Source organism: Pseudoclavibacter sp. RFBA6 (assembly GCF_002931575.1).
Lineage (GTDB): Bacteria > Actinomycetota > Actinomycetes > Actinomycetales > Microbacteriaceae > Pseudoclavibacter > Pseudoclavibacter terrae.
In genome coordinates, this window is sequence record NZ_PSUA01000005.1 from 267,888 (window position 1) to 284,771 (window position 16,884).

Genomic DNA, 16,884 nt, shown 5'->3' on the forward strand with positions numbered 1-16,884 from the left:
GCCCGCCCCGCGGTCGCCCTCAGGACAGGCACCGTCGCCGGCCCAGCAGTTACCAGGACTTGGGCATGCTGGAGCCGTCACCGATCTTGCTCTTCGTGATGATGCTCAGGCTGCCGCTGCTCTCGAGCACGACTGCGGCGATCTGACCGAGGTCGCCTTCACCGCTCTGCCGAACCGCCTGCTCGAGGTCGCCGCGCGAGACGCGGGCGCGCCGGAGCGCCTCGTCATCGACGCGGCCGTCGCGCAGCAGCAGCGTCGGCGGGGCCGTGATGACACGCTGCGCGGTACGGGACCGGGCGACCGCCCACGCCATGAGCACTTGCAGGAGCAGCAGGAGCAGCAGCGCCACGACACCCTCGAGGAACGACACATCCGCAGTGAGCAGCACGGTCGCCAGGACCGAACCCAGCGAGACCGTCACGACGAGGTCGAACGCGCTCAGCTGTGTCAGCGTCCGCTTGCCGGAAACCCTGATGAGCACGATGAGCGTGACGTAGCTCGCCGTGCCGACCAGCGCGATGCGGGCGAGGTCATACCAGCTGTCGAACCACATATTCTCCGTCCTCCCGGGGTCGGATCCGACCCCTCCGGGGTCTACTGGAGCGTTGCCAGGAGGTCATCGCAGGCGGCCACGCAGCGACGACACGCCTCTGCGCAGACGCGGCAGTGATCGTGCATGCGCGCGTGCTTCTCGCACTCCTCAGCGCAGCTTAGGCACGCCTGGCGGCAGGCCTCGACGAGCGCGCGAAGACCGCGCGTGTCTCCATCCGCCCGGCGGGCGAGCACGGACCCCGTCACGGTGCAGAGTTCCGCGCAGTCGAGGTCAGATCGGATGCAGGGTGCGAGATCGGCGACCCGATCCTCCGTGAGGCACGCTCCCGCGCAAGCCGAGCAGGCCAGCGCGCAGTCCGAGCACGCCTCGAGGCACCGACGGATGAGGTCGGCGCCGTCCTGCGTCTTCGCATCGTTCCGCGGATCACTCACCAGCGGTCTCCGCGGTGCGCGGCTCGAGCCCGAGGTCCTGCCCCTGACGTGGATCAGCGGCCGGGGTGGGTTCACCGATATCGGAGAGATTGGGCTCCCCGCGCCCGGCGACCGACTCCGCGACCTCGCTCAGATCGGTCGTCGCTGGATCGAGTGTCCCCTCAGCCGCGGCCGCATCCTCCTCGTCCGGCGTGCTGGGGTCGAGCAGGTGGCTGCTCACGAGGAGATCTCCTCGACCGTCTCACCGGTCTCCTCCGCGGAGAGCGCTCGGGCCACATCCGCCTGGCTGATGATGCCGACCAGATCGTGACCGTCGATGACGGGCAGACGCCGAACCTGGTGCTCCTGCATCACCTGGAGGGCCTCCCTTGCATCGTCGTCCGCGCCGATCGTCACCGGCTTTCCTTCCGCGAGGTCTCCGGCCCTGGTCGCGCTCGGGTCACCGCCCTCGGCGATGCACTTCACCACGATGTCGCGATCGGTCAGCATGCCCTTGAGCCGCTGGTCCTCTCCGCAGATCGGCAATGAGCCGACATCGAGGTCCCGCAGCAGACGCGCGGCCTCGGCAAGCGTGTCGTTCTCCCCGACGCACTTCGGGGTCCTGGTCATCAGTTCACGAGCGAGCGTCATCTCCCTCACCTTCCTTCCCTGTGTGGTTTGCCACCGTGTGTGGTCTTCTCGACGCTACGAGCCTGAACTCTCAGCTTCGACCGGTTGACATGCGCGGGGAGCAGAAGCGCGGCGGCCTCTGCCGAGGGGGTGAGTGCACGCTGACTCGTAACGCGGAGCATCCCGAATGGCGAAGCGGGGCCGCTGCGCCTACGGTCAAAGGCATGCCTGACGTCCTCCCCGATGAGCGCCCCCTCCGCATCGCGTTTGTCGTGCTCCACACCTCCCCCCTCGACGAGCCGGGCACCAAGGACGCGGGTGGCATGAACGTCGTGGTGCTGGCGCAGGCGGAGGCGCTCGCGGACCGCGGCCACCAGATCGAGCTCATCACGAGGCGCAGCGACCCCGACGCGGAACCTACCGTGCAGCTCCGCGAGAACCTGCGCCTCCACAACCTCGACGCCGGCCCCGCGCGGCTCATCTCGAAAGGCGAGCACGAGCACGTCATCGACGAGTTTCGGGATGCGCTGGCCGTCCTCCTCGTCGAGCTGTCCGTCGACGTGCTCCACGCCCAGCACTGGTTCTCCGGCGTCGCCGCGCTCCCCGTCGCACGCGAGCTGGGCATCCCGATCGCGCAGAGCTTCCACTCCATCGCCGCCGGCAGCTCGACGCCGCTCGCCGACGGGGAGCGCGCCGAGTCGCCAGGCCGCCTCGCCGGCGAAGCGATGCTCGCGAAGTCGGCCGACGCCATCGTCGTCGTGAGCAGAGCGGAGCGCGACACCGTCCTCTCGAGGCTCGGCGGCAACCCAGCGATCACCCACATCGTGCCGCCCGGCGTCGACGCCGACCTCTTCTTCCCGGCCCGGGACGCGCGGGCAGAGCCAGCCGCCCGGGAGTCGCGACCCAAGCGCGCCCTGTCCGCCGGTCGCCTGCATCCGCTCAAGGGCTTCGACCTGGCGCTCGACGCGATCGCCGAGATCGACGACGACGTGCGCCCCGACTACGTGCTCGTGGGCGCCGCCCCTCCGGACGACGACGGGCGCGCCTACGAAGCGAAGCTGCACGAGGCGGTCGCGCGGCACGGGCTCGCCGAGCACGTGCAGTACATCGGCTCGCTCAGCAGGCACGCGCTCGCCGCCCAGCTGCGGCTCGTCGACGTCGTGCTGATCCCCTCGCACTCCGAGACGTACGGTCTGGTCGCGCTCGAAGCCGCAGCCTCGGGAGTGCCGGTTGTGGCCTCCGCCGCTGGCGGGCTTCGCGAAGCCGTTGTCGACGGCGTCACCGGCACGTTGCTCGAGACCCGCGACCCTGCGGACTGGGCGGCTGCCATCGCGGGCATCCTGCGCGACCCGGCGCGTGCCGAGCGCATGAGCGTAGCCGCGCGCGAGCACGCGCTCGCCCACTCGTGGGACCTCAGCGCCGAAGGGCTCCTGGCCGTGTTCCGCCAGCTGGTCGCCCGCGCAGAGCCGGGACCAACACATGCCTGAGCGGCGCGCGAGCCTGCTCGACTCCGTGCGCCACGTCCTCATCGTGCACGCGCATCCCGACGACGAAGCCCTCGCGGGCGGCGCCTTGCTCCGCGAGCTGCACGAGCGCGGCACCAAGGTGACGCTCGTGACCTGCACGCGGGGTGAGCTCGGTGAGATCGTCGCGGGCGTCCTTCCCGCCGACACGTCGGTCGCGGACCTCGCAGACGTGCGCGAGCGCGAGCTGCGCGGATCCCTCGATGCGCTTGGCATCGACCACCACCGGTGGCTCGGAACGCCGCCCGCACGGGCAGCGGGCCTCGAGGCGCGCGAGTACCGCGACTCCGGGATGCGCTGGCTGCGGCCAGGTCTCGCGGGTCCCGCCGACGACACCGACCTGCGGGCGTTCAGCGTGGCCCCGATCGAGGAGGTGACGGCCGACCTCGCCGCCGTCATCGCGCACGACGAGCCGGATCTCGTCATCAGCTACGACGCGACGGGCGGCTACGGGCACCCCGACCACGTTCGAGCTCGGGAAGCGAGCCTCGCCGCCGCGCAGGGTGCCGGCGTCCGGTTCGCCGAGCTCGTCGAGCAGAGCGAACGTGATCTCGCGGCCGAGATCGGCGACCTCGAATGGTTCGACCTCGAGCAGCACCGCGCCGCCGTCGTCGCGGCCCTGCGCAGCCACCGCACGCAGCTCACGGTCGACGATGACGGTTCCGCGCTGGTGCACTCCGGCGGTCAGCGCCAGGACGTGCACCTCGCGATCGGCCTGCGCGAAGTGGTCGCGTAGGCCGCGTTCCTGAAATATGGCGACGAAGTCGGTTTCCGGGCGTCACACGCTGTCTTCCGATGGCCGGCTCGTCTAGGCTCGCCGTGCAACATGCTCCGGGGTCGGTGAAAGTCCGAACCGGCGGTGAGAGTCCGCGACCCGCTCGTCCGCGAGCGGTTGACTCAGTGAAATTCTGGGACCGACGGTTAAAGTCCGGATGGTAGGTGCATGGGAGGCGCTCGTTTCGGCGAGGGCCTTCGTTGGCGTCGGCTGCCGGAATCTCCGGCTGCGCCGGCACCGGGATATGGCCCCGTGGCACGCGAAATGCGGAGGTCACCGGCGATGCCGATCCAAGAATCCAACCGCGTCGAGTCTGTCGACGCCGCCATGCAACTGGCGCTCTCCCTCGCGGCCCGCGGGCCACTGAGAGACCCGAACCCGAGGGTCGGGTGCGTGCTGCTCGCACCGCCGTCTCCGGGCGGCGGCCCGCGCCGCATCCTGGGACGCGGCTTCCACCGAGGGGCCGGCACCCCGCACGCGGAGGCCGCCGCGCTCGACGACGCCCGGTCTGCCGGCGCGGAGGTGCGGGGTGCGACGGCCGTCGTGACGCTCGAACCGTGCTCCCACACCGGGCGGACGCCGTCGTGCGCGGAGGCCCTGCTCGGCGCCGGCGTCGCTGAGGTCGTCTACTCGGTCGCCGACCCGAACCCGGTCGCGGCCGGGGGAGCGGCACGTCTGCGCACGCGCGGGGTGCACGCGCTCGGAGGGCTCCGGGCTGCCGAAGGGGAGGCGCTCCTGCGCGTCTGGCTCACCGCCGTCGCCCAGCGTCGGCCGTTCGTGACGCTCAAGCTCGCGTCCACCCTCGACGGGCGGATCGCCGCCGCAGACGGGTCGAGCCGGTGGATCACCTCGGAAGCCGCGAGGCTGCATGCGCACCAGCGGCGCAGCGAGGCGTGCGCGATCCTCGTCGGCACGGGCACGCAGAGCTCCGATGACCCGACGCTCTCCGTCCGCGGGCCCGCGGCCGGCTATGCGCCGCAACCTCTCCGCGTCGTGATGGGGCTGCGGGACGTGGCCGCAGACGCCGCCGTTCGCGCGGACCCCGAGCTGTTCGTCCACCTGAGGACCCACGACCCGGTCACCGCACTCGAGGAGCTGCGCCTGCTCGGCGTCCGCCACGCGATCGTCGAGGGCGGACCGACCATCTCGGCGGCGTTCCTGCGAGCGGGTCTCGTCGACGAGATCGACGCCTACGTCGCGCCGATCCTCCTGGGCGACGGCGCGAGCTCCGTCGCGTCGCTCGACATCGGACGTCTGCGCGACGCGAGCCGATGGGCCACCGAGTCCGTGCGTGCGCTCGGCGTCGACACGCTCATCCACCTCGTTCGGGACACGCGCGCGAACGCGGAGCACGACCGCGCCTTCTCCGCCGAGGGAGTCGCAGCATGAGCGCCCAGCTCGCCCGCGCGCTCGAAGCGCTGCGGGCCGGGCGGCCGGTACTCGTCGCCGACGACGCCTCGCGCGAGAACGAGGTCGACGCGATCCTCGCCGCCACCACGGCGACGCCCGAGTGGGTGGGGTGGATCATCCGCCACTCGTCCGGACTCCTGTGCGCGCCGCTGCCCGGCCACCTCGCCGATCGGCTCGAACTGCCGCTCATGGTCGAACGCAGCGAGGATGCGCGCGGCACCGCCTACACGGTCACCGTGGATGCGGCCGCTGGCGTGACGACCGGCATCTCGGCAAGCGACCGCGCGACGACCGTGCGCGCGCTCGCGGCCGCCGGTTCGACGCCGCGCGACCTCATCCGCCCCGGGCACGTGCTGCCGCTGCGCGCCGTCGACGGCGGCGTGCTCGAGCGACCGGGGCACACGGAAGCGGCCGTCGACCTCGTGCGCCTGGCCGGTGCAGGCGAGGTCGGCGTCATCGCGGAGCTCGTGCGCGACGACGGCGAGATGCTCTCGTACGCCGAGGCAGGCGCGCTCGCATCGGCGCACGACCTCGTGCTGCTGCACGTCGACGACATCGTCGGCTACCGGATGCGGCACCCGGGCTTCCCGGCCCTGACCGGCACGCAGAGCCAGCACCACCACGAAACGAGCACACGCGCCACGGCGGCGCTGACGAGAGGAGCACGGCGATGAGCGGACAGGGAGCACCGGCGGTGCAGGCAGACGGCACCGGGATGAGGGTCGTGATCGTCGCGGCTCGGTGGCACGACACGGCGATGGCGGCGCTGCTCGACGGCGCCCAACGCGCCCTTGCGGCGTCCGGCGTCACCGACGTTCGAGTCGTGCGGGTGCCCGGCTCGTTCGAGTTGCCCGTCGCCGCGAGCCGGGTCGCCGCCAGCGGGCCGGATGCGATCGTCGCCCTGGGCGTCGTCATCCGCGGCGGCACCCCGCACTTCGAGTACGTGTGCTCGGCCGCGACCGCCGGTCTCACCGACGTCGCCGTGCGCACGGGCATCCCGGTCGGGTTCGGCGTGCTGACCTGCGACGACGAGGAGCAGGTGCAGGCGCGCATCGGCCTGCCAGGCAGCTTCGAAGACAAGGGGGCGGATGCGACGCTCGCTGCCATCGCCACGGCCACCGCACTGCGCGACTTCCCGGCCGCATCCGTCCCGGTCCCCTCCGCCGCGGCGGGTGAGTGACCGTGTTCACCGGCATCATCGAAGAGCTCGGCCAGATCACGAGCATCGTCAGGCGCGACACGGATGCGCGCCTCACGGTGCGCGGTCCGCTCAGCGTGAGCGACGCCAAGGTGGGCGACTCCATCTCCGTCGACGGAGTGTGCCTTACCGTCGCCGAGCTGCTGGGCGACGGCTTCACGGCCGACGTCATGGGGGAGACCCTGCGCGCATCCGCCCTCGGCGACCGCGCAGTGGGTGACGCCGTGAACCTCGAACGAGCCATGCGGCTCGGCGACCGGCTCGGCGGCCACATCGTGCAGGGGCACGTCGATTCGACGAGCGAGGTGCTGGAGGTCGAGCGGTTCGACGCGTGGCGGCGCATCCGCTTCGCCATCGACCCGGTGCACGCCGGGCTGCTCGTCGACAAGGGGTCGGTGGCCGTGTCCGGGGTGTCGCTGACGGTCAGCGCGGTCGGAACGGCGGGCCCGAGCGGGACGTCAGGCAACAGCGACTGGTTCGAGGTGTCGCTCATCCCCGAGACGCTCAGCGCTACGACGCTCGGCACACTCGGCGTCGGCGACCACGTCAACGTCGAGACGGACATCCTCGCGCGGCACGTCGCGCGGCTCGCGAGCTTCGCGGGTGCTGGAGCCTCCCGGACCCACTGAGCTGAGGCGGCTGCGGGCGGCTGGTCCGCTCAGGCGTCACGGAGCCGCTCGGGCACCTGAGCATTCTCAGTCACGCTGGCGACCACGAGGTTCCCGGGCAGCCCACACGGTTCGGGGCGGTGTTGTGGTCGTCAAAACACCCCGGAAGCGACCACAAGTGCGCCCTCGCCCGATCCTCGCCTTCGCTCTGCAATCCGCTGCCTGGGGCAGAATGGGGCGATGCAGGGTCATGGTGCAGCCGAAGCAGGCGAAGGCGACGCGCGCGACGACAGCGACGCCGCCGGCCGGAAGGCCGCGGTCGTCAGCGTCATCGAGTCGTGGCGGGTCGACTCCGGCAGAGTCATCGCTCACGCCGCCCACCGCGAGCGCTTCGAGCGATGCGTCGGCGAGCTGTTCGGCGACGCGGCCACCGCCCACCCGTTGCTCTGGTCGGGAAGCCCAGCCGGCACCAACACTGTCGACGCCGACTGGCGGCGCATCTGGGCCGACGTGCTCGAGAGCGTGCCCCTCGCCGACTCGTGGTTCCCACGACTGTCGGCGCACCTCGCCGCTGAGAGCGAGGCTGGCCGCGACCGCGACCGCGACCGCGTGCTCGTCGAGCTCGCCCTGCGGCCGGCCCCGGAGGCGCGGCCGCTCACCAAGCTCGTGACGCGGCTCGACGAACGCCGCTGGCCGACGCTCAAGGGACCCGATTTCCCGTACCTGTCGGAGCTCCGGGCGAGCGCTGCCGAGCACGGCGCCGCGGACGCGCTGCTCATCGACGATCGCGGCGTCATCACCGAGGCCGCCCACGGCACCGTCGTCGGCTGGCGCGGCGAGACCCTCGTGATCCCCGCCGCACGTCGCCGCGTTCAGGGGACCACGCTCGGCGTGCTCGACAAGCTGCTCGCCATGGCGGGCGTCCCGCGCGTGGAAGGCGAGCTGCGCGCCGACCCGCTCGCCGCATCCGCCGACCGGGGCTGGGACGAGCTCTGGTACCTCAACACGCTCCACGGCATCAGCCCCGTCTCCATGCTCGACGGCACTCGGCTCGGCCTCGACGTCGCACGCGTGCGCCGTTGGCGTCCGCGCCTCGAGGAGACGAGCGCCGTGCCGCTCCTCGACGGCCGCCCGCCTGACGGGCGCGGCGCGTGATCGTCGTCGTCGACAACCGCGACTCCTACACCTACAACCTCGTGCAGCTGCTGCTCGAGCTCAGCGACCACGAGGTGCGGATCGTCGATGCGGGCGACCCTGCTCGCATCGACGACTGCCTGAGCTGGATCGACGATGGCATCGTCTCGGGGCTCGTCATCTCCCCGGGCCCGGGCCATCCCTCGAACCTCCTCGATTTCGGAGGATCGGCGATGGTGCTGGATGCCGCCCTCGCACCTGCGCTGGACCTGCCCGTCTTCGGGGTCTGCCTCGGACACCAGGGCATCGCCGTCCACTTCGGTGGCAAGGTCATCGCGGCGCCGACGGCAAGGCACGGCTGGCGCAGCCCCATCGAGCACGACGGCACCGGCCCCTTCTCCGCTGTTCCCCAGGGCACGCTCGCCACCCGCTACCACTCGCTGGTCGTGGACGAACCGCTGCCAGCAGGCCTGCGCGTCACCGCGCGCAGCGAGGACGGCGTCGTGCAGGGCATCGAAGTTGAGGGCAGACCCGTCTGGGGTGTGCAGTTCCATCCGGAGTCGATCGCGAGCGAGCACGGACGACACATGGTCGCGAACTTCGTGGCGGCAGTGGATGCGAGGGGTCGAGGAGCGCTGGCAGGCGTCGAGCTGACCGGACACGACGCCGAACGCGGCGATCATCCGCCGACCGGGACGCGCTACGGACCGACGTCAGAGGCGTTGACGGTACCCACGGCGCAGGCTGCGAGCGAGAAGACGGCGGCGTCCGCGCCCTCCCACACCGCAGCGCAAGCGGCACCAGCCGGCTCCGATGGTGCAGCCCAGCAGGATGCGCGCGACCTCTTCGTCGCGAGCCGCACGGTGCGGGGACCGCAGGTCGACGGACGCGCGGCCGCCGAGACAGCCGCCGCACAGATCTACCGTGACCTGCTGCGGCAGGGCTCCGCGAGCGCATGGGTCGAGGTGCCTGACGAGACGGGCAGGCAGGCGCAGTGGAGCATCCTCGCCGACGACGCCCAGATCGCCAGTCCAGACGACGGAACCGAACTGGCGCGCGTTCTGCGCCTGGTCGGCGATGGCAGCTTCGGTGTCGTGCAGCGGACGCTCGAAGGCATGCGGGCCGTGGGCGGCGAGGGGCTCGCGTTCCGTGGCGGGCTGCTCGGCTTCTTCGGCTACGAGCTCGGCGTTCGGATGCTCGGCGCACTGCCCCCGGTGGGTGACGCCGCCGAGCCTCGTCTCCCGGACGCGTGGTGGCTCGACCCAAGGCGCGCCGTCATCGTCGACCGCGCGACCGGTGCGGTCACCGTCATCGCGACGGCCACGAGGTCCGCGCTCGCGGAGTCGGCGGCAGACCGCTTCAGCGAGGAAGTCCGGGCCGCGCTCGACGACCAGACGGCGCGCGCGCGCCACGCGGGCGGCCCCCGCGGTGAGACGGCAGCCTCGGTGGGGCACGGCTCGTCGTCCCTCGACGAGACTGCATCATTCGCGCGGCGTGGCAGGCAACCCAGCTCGGACGCCCTCGTCGCGGGCACCTGGCACACGTCCAGAGCCCAATACGCCGCCGACATCGCCCGGTGCCGCGAGCATCTCCTCGCCGGCGACTCCTACGAGCTCTGTCTCACCAACGAGTTCAGGCCGGACGCCGACCCGGACCCCTTCGACCTCTTCCTCGAGCTGCGCGCTTCCGATCCTGCGCCGTACGCCGCGCTGCTCGAGTTCGACGGCGGCGCCGTCGTGAGCGCCTCCCCGGAGCGGTTCCTGCGCGGCACCCCAGACGGCGACTACGAGACGAAGCCCATCAAGGGCACCACCGCCCGCGCATCCGACCCGCTGCTCGACGCGGCAGCCGCCCGCGAGCTCGCGAACGACCCGAAGGTCTTCGCCGAGAACCTCATGATCGTCGACCTGCTGCGCAACGACCTCGGACGCGTCTGCACGCCAGGCTCCGTGCACGTGCCGAGCCTCATGGCCGTCGAGTCGTACGCGACCGTGCACCAGCTCGTCACCACGGTGCGCGGCTCGGCGCCTGGCGTGCCACCCCTCGACGTCGTGCGGGCGCTGTTCCCCGGCGGGTCCATGACGGGGGCACCCAAGCTGCGCAGCGTCGAGTTGCTGCGTGAGATCGAGGGCCGCAACCGCGGCGTCTACTCTGGCGTGCTCGGCGTGCTCGGCGCCGACGGCTCGACCGAGCTGAGCATCGTCATCCGCACGGCAGTCAGGGATGCGCGGGGCTGGTCGATCGGGGCAGGTGGCGCGATCGTGCTCGCCAGTGACGCAGAGGCCGAGACGCTCGAGGTCGAGCTGAAGGCGAGCGCCCTGCGCCGCGCCTTCGCCAGGGCGGCGAAGGGCTGACGCGTCCCTGGACCGACGCCTCGCCGAGTCAGGCCCGCGTCCCGCCCGGTCAGGCGACCCGGGTGCCTGGCGGGAGGCGCTTCGCGGGCGTCTTCGTGCGCGCCCACGCGCCCACGAGTAGGCCACCGGCAAGCACCAGCTGCAGCGCGAGGCCAACAAACCAGCTCGGCGCTGTCGAGGCCACGACGTCGTCGGGCGTCGGCCCTTCAACGTAGTTCATGCCGTTCGGATCGGCGCAGCCGTCGTAGCGCTGCTCGCCCATGTCCGGGGTGATCTGCGATTGTCTGAGCAGGAGCTTCGCCCCCGCGAAGAAGTCGTCCGGCTGACCGTACTCACCGAAGGAGACCGGGGTGGCGTCAGTGAGCACCGCGAACGGGTTCGCGGCCAGCACTCCCCAGACCAGGTCGTAGCGAGGTACCTCGTACGTGTAGGTCTCCCAGGGGCCGCAGGTGAAGTTGTTCACGTCGAGCTCCTCGTTCGGCGCGAGCTCCTCGTAGACCGGGTAGCGGGAGATGTTCGTCACCTCGGCCGTCACGGCCGCACCGCCGAGCCCGAACGCGATGCCGGTGCCCACGGTGAGCGCCGCGATCGTGAGGTAGCTCGCCGCGACGGAGAAGAGCGGGCGCGCGAGGATGCCGCTGAAGCCCACCCCGATGGCGGCGACGACACCGACCTCCACGAGCAGCACGAGCAGCGACACGAGCACCTGGACCGGCGCGACGGCACCAACGACCCCGGCGAAGATCAGGAAGGGAGCTGCCACGATGAGGAAGGCGAGGCCCGTGATCCAGGCCGCAACGAACTTCGCGGCCACGATCTCCGCCGTCGTCGCGAGCGTCACCTGGATGGGCGCGAGCGTCGCGGCATCCCGGTCGCCATTGATCGCGTTGCCGCTGAGCGTCGGCGACACCAGCAGGGCAAGCAGCAGCACGAAGTACACGATGATCGAGTACATCCACGAGCCCGACTGCTGCAGGTCGCCGAACACCGCCAAGGAGAGCACCGTCATGCCGAGGAGCAGCACCGCGAAGATGCCGAGCAGCACGTACCAGGCGACGTTGCGGAGGCGCTGGCGCAGTTCCAGGTTGACGAGCGTCGTGATGCGGGCGGGGCTCATGACTGGTCTCCGAGGTCGAGGTACGTGTGCTCGATATCGCCGAGGGCCGGAGCGAACTCGGCGACGTCGATGCCGGCCGTGAGGATCGTCCGCAGCCCGGCGGCTGCTGCGGCATCCGACGGGAACGGCACGAGGAAGCCCGTCCGTTCGACGCGGATGCTCGGGGCAGCTGCGCCGAGGACTTCTGCGAGCCGGTCTGGCCCGATGCCTTCCGTCAACACCCGAACCCGCCACTGCCGCTCTCGTGCCGACGCCTGCGCGAGCCTGTCGGCCCGCACCGTCACCCCCGCCTCGATGAAGACGGCGTCGTCGACGATCTCGTCGAGCTCCGAGAGCACGTGGCTCGAGATGAGGATCGTGCACCCGGCCGCCGCGAGCTCCCGCAGGTGCTCGCGCAGGCCGACCCGCGCACGTGCATCCAGACCAGACGCCGGTTCGTCGAGGAGCAGCACGCTTGGGTTGTGTACAAGCGCGCGGGCGAGGCCGAGGAGCTGCTTCTGGCCGCGGGACAGCACACGCGCCGGGGTCTTGGCGAGCTCCGTGAGGCCGACCCTTGCGAGCAGTTCGGTCGCGCGCGCGTCTGCCGCGGCGCGCGGCAGGTCGTAGAGGCGGGCGGTCGTCACGAGGGTGTCGTGGACCGAGAGCGACGGCCAGGCGCCGAGCGAATCTGGCATCCACCCCAGCTGCGCCCTCACCTCCGCCGTCGACGCCGACGGGTCGAGCCCGTGGATGCGGATCGTGCCGGCATCCGGTTGAAGCAGCGATGCGAGCATCAGCAGCAGCGTCGTCTTTCCAGAGCCGTTCGGGCCGACAAGGCCTGTCACTGCGCCGGCACGCGCGGTGAAGCTCACATCTCGGACCGCTTGCGCTGAGCCGAAGGAGCGCCGGACGTTCTCGACGCCAATTCCGCGTTCTGACATGCGCCCAAACGTAGCGAGCCGCTGTGTCGCCACGCTGGGAGCGCAGGCGAGGCTGGTCGAGGCGGTTCGCCCTGACACGGCGGTCGTGACCAACTTCAGTGCGATATCCGCCGATTCTCATGCCTCGGGGTCGATTTCGTCCGAAATGGCACGCAAAAGGGACAGCCGCCTCGGCATCGACCGCCGCGGAGTCCCGCCGCCGGCGCAATCGTCCGTCACATAGCGTCGCGAAGGTGGACCGGGCACCGCCACTGTCACAGGATGGTCAGATGCTCGTGAGCCGCTCGGCTCCGAACAACACCCGACAGCAAGCTCGACAACCTGGAAGGAGTTCGCACATGTGCCGTCTGCTCGCTTACGCAGCCCCACGTGACACCACCGTCACGAAGGTGATCGGAGACATGAACAGCGACGCCTTCCAGCGCATGACCAGCGTGCACAACGACGGCTGGGGTACCGCCTGGCTCGCCGCCGGGTTCGGCGAGACCGAGCGCGAGATCGAATCGCTGCGCATCTCCACGCCTGGCCAGAACGACCCGCTGCTGTCGACACTCCTCGCGGATGCGCCCTCCAACGCCCGCATCGTGCACCTGCGCCTCGCGACCGACGACTTCAAGCGCACCAAGGTCAACACGCATCCGTTCGTCGCCGATGGACTCGCCTTCGCCCACAACGGATCGATTGTCCCGACGTGGCGCTTCGACGACCTGCTCCGCCCAGAGATTCGCGCGACGGTCGCGGGCGACACCGACAGCGAGCTGTACTTCGGGCTCGTCCGGCAGAATGTCCGCGACGGGCTCACGCTCGAAGACGCCGCTGCCGCTGCCGTCCGCGTGCTCCGCGCCGAGTTCCCGGAATCGAGCCTCAACGCGACCATCCTCTCCGCGCACGAGCTCGTCGTCGTGCACGCCTCCAGCACGGCCCACGTCACCGAGGAGACGTTCGCGCGGTACGGCATCGACGCATCCACGCTCCCCAACGGGCACACCGACGAGTACTACCGGCTGAGCATGCTCCGCGCGGCCGACGGCACCACCGTCTTCTCGTCGACGGGCATCGACACGGCCGGCTGGACCTCGGTTCCGGAAGACACGATCTCCCGCGTCGACCTCGACTCGCTCGACTTCACGCAACGTGCACTCTTCTCGAGCGCAGCCGAGGCCCGCGCCTCAGTGTCCGGAGCAGCCGCGGCCACCGCATCCACGCAGCCGCGCCTCGTCGCCGTCTAGCTCTCCGCACCCGGCCCGCCTCGGCCTGGCTTGCTTCGTCGGCCCCGCCCGCACGCTCTCGGGATGGAAGCCTCGCTTCGTTGCGGAAAGCTCTCCACAACGAAGCGAGGTTCCCATCCCGGGAGCGTCCCCGCGCCGAGCTCGGGCCTACAGCGCCAAGCCGGTGTGCTTCCACCAGAGCTCGTATGTGACGACCATGAGCGCGATGTAGGCGGGCAGCAGCACGAGCGAGAGTCGGAGCAGGTCGCGCGGGTCGAGTCCCTGGCCGTCACCGTCCGCATCCGTGAACACGAGCAGCGCCTTCGAGCTGACCGGCAGCGTGAGGCAGTAGTCGATGCCGATGCTCACGATGAACACCACCGCGACGGGGGAAAGGTCGGCCGTCGCAGCGAGCGCGAGGAACGGGGGGATGAGCGCGATCGCGCGCACCGTGTGCGACGTGACGTAGAGGTGCGCGGTGACCGACAGTGCCGCGATGATGACCATGAGCGCGAGGGCGGACGTGAGCCCTCCGATACCGCTCACCGCGAAGAGGCTGGAGACGATCCAGTCGCCGGCCCCCGTCTCGACGAGCGCTCCGCCGAGCGCGAGTGCACCCGCGACGAACAGCACGAGCGGCCAGGACACCGCGGCTACGCCTTCCTTCCACTTCATCACGCCGATGCCTGGCGCGCAGAGCACAACCGCGGCGATGATCGTGACGGCGGCGATGCCGAGCCCGTGCAGGGGTTCCGTCAGCCAGCCGACGAGCGCCAGGCCGACGACCGCGGCCACGATGCGCTCGGCGCGCGTGAGCGGCGACCGGCCCGATGGCTGCAGGCGCACCTGCTGCGCGATCGGTCGGCGACGCTCTTCGCGGCGCAGGAAGAGGGCCTGCACGGCGACGCACACGGCGACGCTCGCGGCGATGCCGAACGGGGCACCCCAGAGCGCCCACTGCAGGTAGGAGATGGTGTCGCCGGTCGTCTGCTGCAGGAGGTCGACGGCGACGAGGTGCGACGTCGCGCCGACGAGCGTCGCCGTCGTCGAGACGAGGACAACCGTGGGCATCAGCAGCGCGAGCGCCTTCGCGATCCGCGCGTCGCCCAGCCGCTCCGTCAGCGAGCGGTACACGGGCAGCAGCACTGCGGCACGGCCCGAAGTGGATGGCACGAGGAACGACAGCGGGACGACGGCCGCGGTGACCATCCACATCAGTCCGCGCACGGTCCGTGCCCGCCCGACGATCGCGCTCGTCAGACGAGCGGCGAGCCCCGAGCCAGCCGTGGCGCCGCCGATGATGAACGCCCCGATGATGAGCCACACGACGTCGTTGCCGAGTGCGGAGAAGAACTGCTCCTGGCGTCCCGTCGGGATGCACGCCAGCAAGCCTGCGCCGAGGGCGACATAGCCGGGTTCGAGGTCCGTCAGCGTCCACAGCACCGTGGCGGCACCGAAGGCGAACAACGCCAGCCGCATCTCCGCCGGGAGCTCGCCGGGCAGACAGGCCACGGCCCCGATGGCCGTGATGAGGGCGAGCGCCCAGCGTGTGCGGATGTGCAGGCGCGCCCACGCGCGGAGAGGCGCGGCGAGGGACGCGCGGGCCGAGAAGGCGCGCGTCGGCCGTGCTGGACGCTCGTCGCTCCCCGCCTGCTCCTGTCCTCGCCCCGGGACCTGGCCGGGTTCGTGTTCTCGTTCTCGTTCTTGGCCGACCTCGACCCGCGTGCTCACGACACGCTCCGCAGCAACGGTACCGGCTCGGAGCGCTCGACCTGCCCGAGCTGGCAGCCGATCATCATGAGCCGCATGGAACGTTCTGCCGCGTCGGTGAGCAGCTGCGGTGAGCGGGCGATCGACTCTTCCAGGGTCAGGGGGAGCGGCACGATCGAGACGATCGCGTCGATGCCGATGTCGTGCACGTCTCTGGCGTGCCGGCCGATGGTGCCGGCGAGCGCGAACACGGGCTTGCCCTGCTCCTTGGCGCGCCGCGCGACCTCGGCGGGCACCTTGCCGTGCGGCGTCTGCTCGTCGATGGACCCCTCGGCCGTGATGACGAGGTCGGCCTGCCGAACGAGCGCATCCAGGTCGACGTGGTCGAGCATGACTTCGAACCGCGGCATGAGGCGCGCCCCGATGCCGCCCGCGAGGCCAGCGCCGAGGCCACCGGATGCGCCGGTGCAGCTTCCGGTGGCGAGGTCGTAGGACTTCGGCTGCACCCCATCGCGGCTCAGCACGCCGGCCCAGCGCTCGAGCGCCGCGTCGAGGGTCTCGACCTGCTCGGGCGTCGCCCCCTTCTGCGGGCCGAAGACTCGGGCGACGCCGCGAGGCCCAGTGAGCACGTTGTGCGGGTTGCAGGCGACGAAGACGTCGACGCCGGCGAGGCGCCCGTCGAGTGCCGAGAGGTCGAGTGCCGTCACGTCGGCGAGGGAGTTGCCACCGTCGCCGATCTCCGCACCGGAGGAGTCGGTGATGCGTGCGCCAAGGGCCTGCAGAGCGCCCGACCCGCCGTCGCAGGTTCCCGAGTCGCCGCAGCCCACGAGGATTCGCTTGGCCCCCTCGTCCAGGGCTGCGCGGATGAGCTCGCCCACTCCGCGCGTGGTCGTCGCGCCCGGGTCTCGAAGGTCCTGCGGCACGAGGCGGAGCCCCGCGGCCTCGGCCATCTCGACGACCGCCGTGCCCTTCGCATCACCCCCGAGGAGGGCGAGGACCGCGGTCACGGGGAGGCCGACGGGGCCCGTGACCGTGCGCTCGACGAGTCGCCCTCCCGTGGCTGCCGCGAGCGTCCGCGCCGACCCCTCGCCGCCGTCGACGACCGGGACGCGGTCGATCACCGCGCCGGGGAGCACTCGGCGCACACCGGACGCGATGGCGTCCGCGACCTGCTCCGCCGAGAGGCTCTCCTTGAAACCGCTTGGGGCAACCAGAATGCGTCCTGGAACCTGTGTCATCTTCGCCGACCTCCTCGAGGCCACAGCGCCAATCGCTGCGGCGTGAGTACGACACTGGTCGTCGTTCATAAACCATTCATGACCCGTTCATGAGGA

The 16,884-nt window shown here is 71.2% G+C and carries 15 protein-coding genes, 1 pseudogene and 1 riboswitch; of the genes and pseudogenes, 9 read left to right on the forward strand and 7 right to left on the reverse strand.

Annotated elements, in window-relative coordinates:
- Positions 1-49 precede the first annotated feature (49 nt).
- The 3 genes from C5C17_RS04170 to C5C17_RS04180 form a co-directional block, all read right to left on the reverse strand.
- Positions 50-553, reverse strand: a complete 504-nt coding sequence (locus C5C17_RS04170) for a DUF421 domain-containing protein (protein WP_104252110.1) — start codon at positions 551-553, stop codon at positions 50-52.
- A gap of 423 nt (positions 554-976) precedes the next feature.
- On the reverse strand, positions 977-1,204 hold the full coding sequence (locus C5C17_RS18515; RefSeq protein WP_181028479.1) for a hypothetical protein: 228 nt from the start codon (positions 1,202-1,204) through the stop codon (positions 977-979).
- Positions 1,201-1,614, reverse strand: coding sequence for a CBS domain-containing protein (locus C5C17_RS04180; RefSeq protein ID WP_104252111.1), 414 nt, complete (start codon positions 1,612-1,614; stop codon positions 1,201-1,203). Before C5C17_RS04180 ends, C5C17_RS18515 begins: the two co-directional genes overlap by 4 nt.
- Positions 1,615-1,817: 203 nt before the next feature.
- Here C5C17_RS04180 and C5C17_RS04185 point away from each other — a divergent pair, with 203 nt between their 5' ends.
- The 8 genes and pseudogenes from C5C17_RS04185 to C5C17_RS04220 all read left to right on the forward strand — a co-directional run bounded on the left by C5C17_RS04185 (position 1,818) and on the right by C5C17_RS04220 (position 10,595).
- Positions 1,818-3,080 (forward strand): glycosyltransferase, encoded by a 1,263-nt coding sequence (locus tag C5C17_RS04185; protein ID WP_104252112.1) that lies wholly within the window; start codon positions 1,818-1,820, stop codon positions 3,078-3,080.
- The gene (locus C5C17_RS04190; protein ID WP_104252113.1) at positions 3,073-3,852 is read left to right on the forward strand and encodes a PIG-L deacetylase family protein; all 780 of its coding nucleotides are present in this window, start codon (positions 3,073-3,075) and stop codon (positions 3,850-3,852) included. Before C5C17_RS04185 ends, C5C17_RS04190 begins: the two co-directional genes overlap by 8 nt.
- 87 nt (positions 3,853-3,939) lie before the next feature.
- Positions 3,940-4,064: riboswitch (FMN riboswitch) on the forward strand.
- 109 nt (positions 4,065-4,173) lie between these two features.
- Positions 4,174-5,280, forward strand: coding sequence for a bifunctional diaminohydroxyphosphoribosylaminopyrimidine deaminase/5-amino-6-(5-phosphoribosylamino)uracil reductase RibD (gene ribD, locus C5C17_RS04195; protein ID WP_104252114.1), 1,107 nt, complete (start codon positions 4,174-4,176; stop codon positions 5,278-5,280).
- A pseudogene (gene ribB / locus C5C17_RS04200) lies at positions 5,277-5,879 on the forward strand (3,4-dihydroxy-2-butanone-4-phosphate synthase); the annotation flags it as partial. The gene ribD and the pseudogene ribB, both read left to right, overlap by 4 nt.
- 92 nt (positions 5,880-5,971) lie before the next feature.
- Complete coding sequence (ribH, locus tag C5C17_RS04205; protein ID WP_104252116.1) at positions 5,972-6,481, forward strand: 6,7-dimethyl-8-ribityllumazine synthase; 510 nt, start codon at positions 5,972-5,974, stop codon at positions 6,479-6,481.
- 2 nt (positions 6,482-6,483) lie between these two features.
- Entirely contained in the window at positions 6,484-7,128 is a 645-nt protein-coding gene (locus C5C17_RS04210; protein WP_104252298.1) for a riboflavin synthase, read from the forward strand.
- Between the two features lie 219 nt (positions 7,129-7,347).
- Complete coding sequence (locus C5C17_RS04215; RefSeq protein WP_104252117.1) at positions 7,348-8,262, forward strand: aminotransferase class IV; 915 nt, start codon at positions 7,348-7,350, stop codon at positions 8,260-8,262.
- Positions 8,259-10,595, forward strand: coding sequence for a chorismate-binding protein (locus C5C17_RS04220; RefSeq protein ID WP_104252118.1), 2,337 nt, complete (start codon positions 8,259-8,261; stop codon positions 10,593-10,595). Before C5C17_RS04215 ends, C5C17_RS04220 begins: the two co-directional genes overlap by 4 nt.
- A 49-nt stretch (positions 10,596-10,644) precedes the next feature.
- Here the strand turns inward: C5C17_RS04220 and C5C17_RS04225 are convergent, their stop codons facing one another.
- Both C5C17_RS04225 and C5C17_RS04230 read right to left on the reverse strand, forming a co-directional pair.
- A complete protein-coding gene (locus C5C17_RS04225) occupies positions 10,645-11,712 on the reverse strand; it encodes an ABC transporter permease (RefSeq protein WP_104252119.1) in 1,068 nt (355 codons plus the stop codon).
- A complete protein-coding gene (locus C5C17_RS04230) occupies positions 11,709-12,632 on the reverse strand; it encodes an ABC transporter ATP-binding protein (protein WP_104252120.1) in 924 nt (307 codons plus the stop codon). Before C5C17_RS04230 ends, C5C17_RS04225 begins: the two co-directional genes overlap by 4 nt.
- A gap of 338 nt (positions 12,633-12,970) precedes the next feature.
- Between C5C17_RS04230 and C5C17_RS04235 the strand changes: the two genes are divergently transcribed.
- Positions 12,971-13,861 (forward strand): class II glutamine amidotransferase, encoded by an 891-nt coding sequence (locus tag C5C17_RS04235; protein WP_181028480.1) that lies wholly within the window; start codon positions 12,971-12,973, stop codon positions 13,859-13,861.
- 147 nt (positions 13,862-14,008) lie between these two features.
- On the opposite strand, the gene C5C17_RS04240 is transcribed toward C5C17_RS04235, so the two are convergent.
- Both C5C17_RS04240 and C5C17_RS04245 read right to left on the reverse strand, forming a co-directional pair.
- Entirely contained in the window at positions 14,009-15,571 is a 1,563-nt protein-coding gene (locus tag C5C17_RS04240; protein ID WP_181028481.1) for an SLC13 family permease, read from the reverse strand.
- Positions 15,568-16,788, reverse strand: a complete 1,221-nt coding sequence (locus C5C17_RS04245) for a glycerate kinase (RefSeq protein WP_104252123.1) — start codon at positions 16,786-16,788, stop codon at positions 15,568-15,570. Before C5C17_RS04245 ends, C5C17_RS04240 begins: the two co-directional genes overlap by 4 nt.
- Positions 16,789-16,884 lie beyond the last annotated feature (96 nt).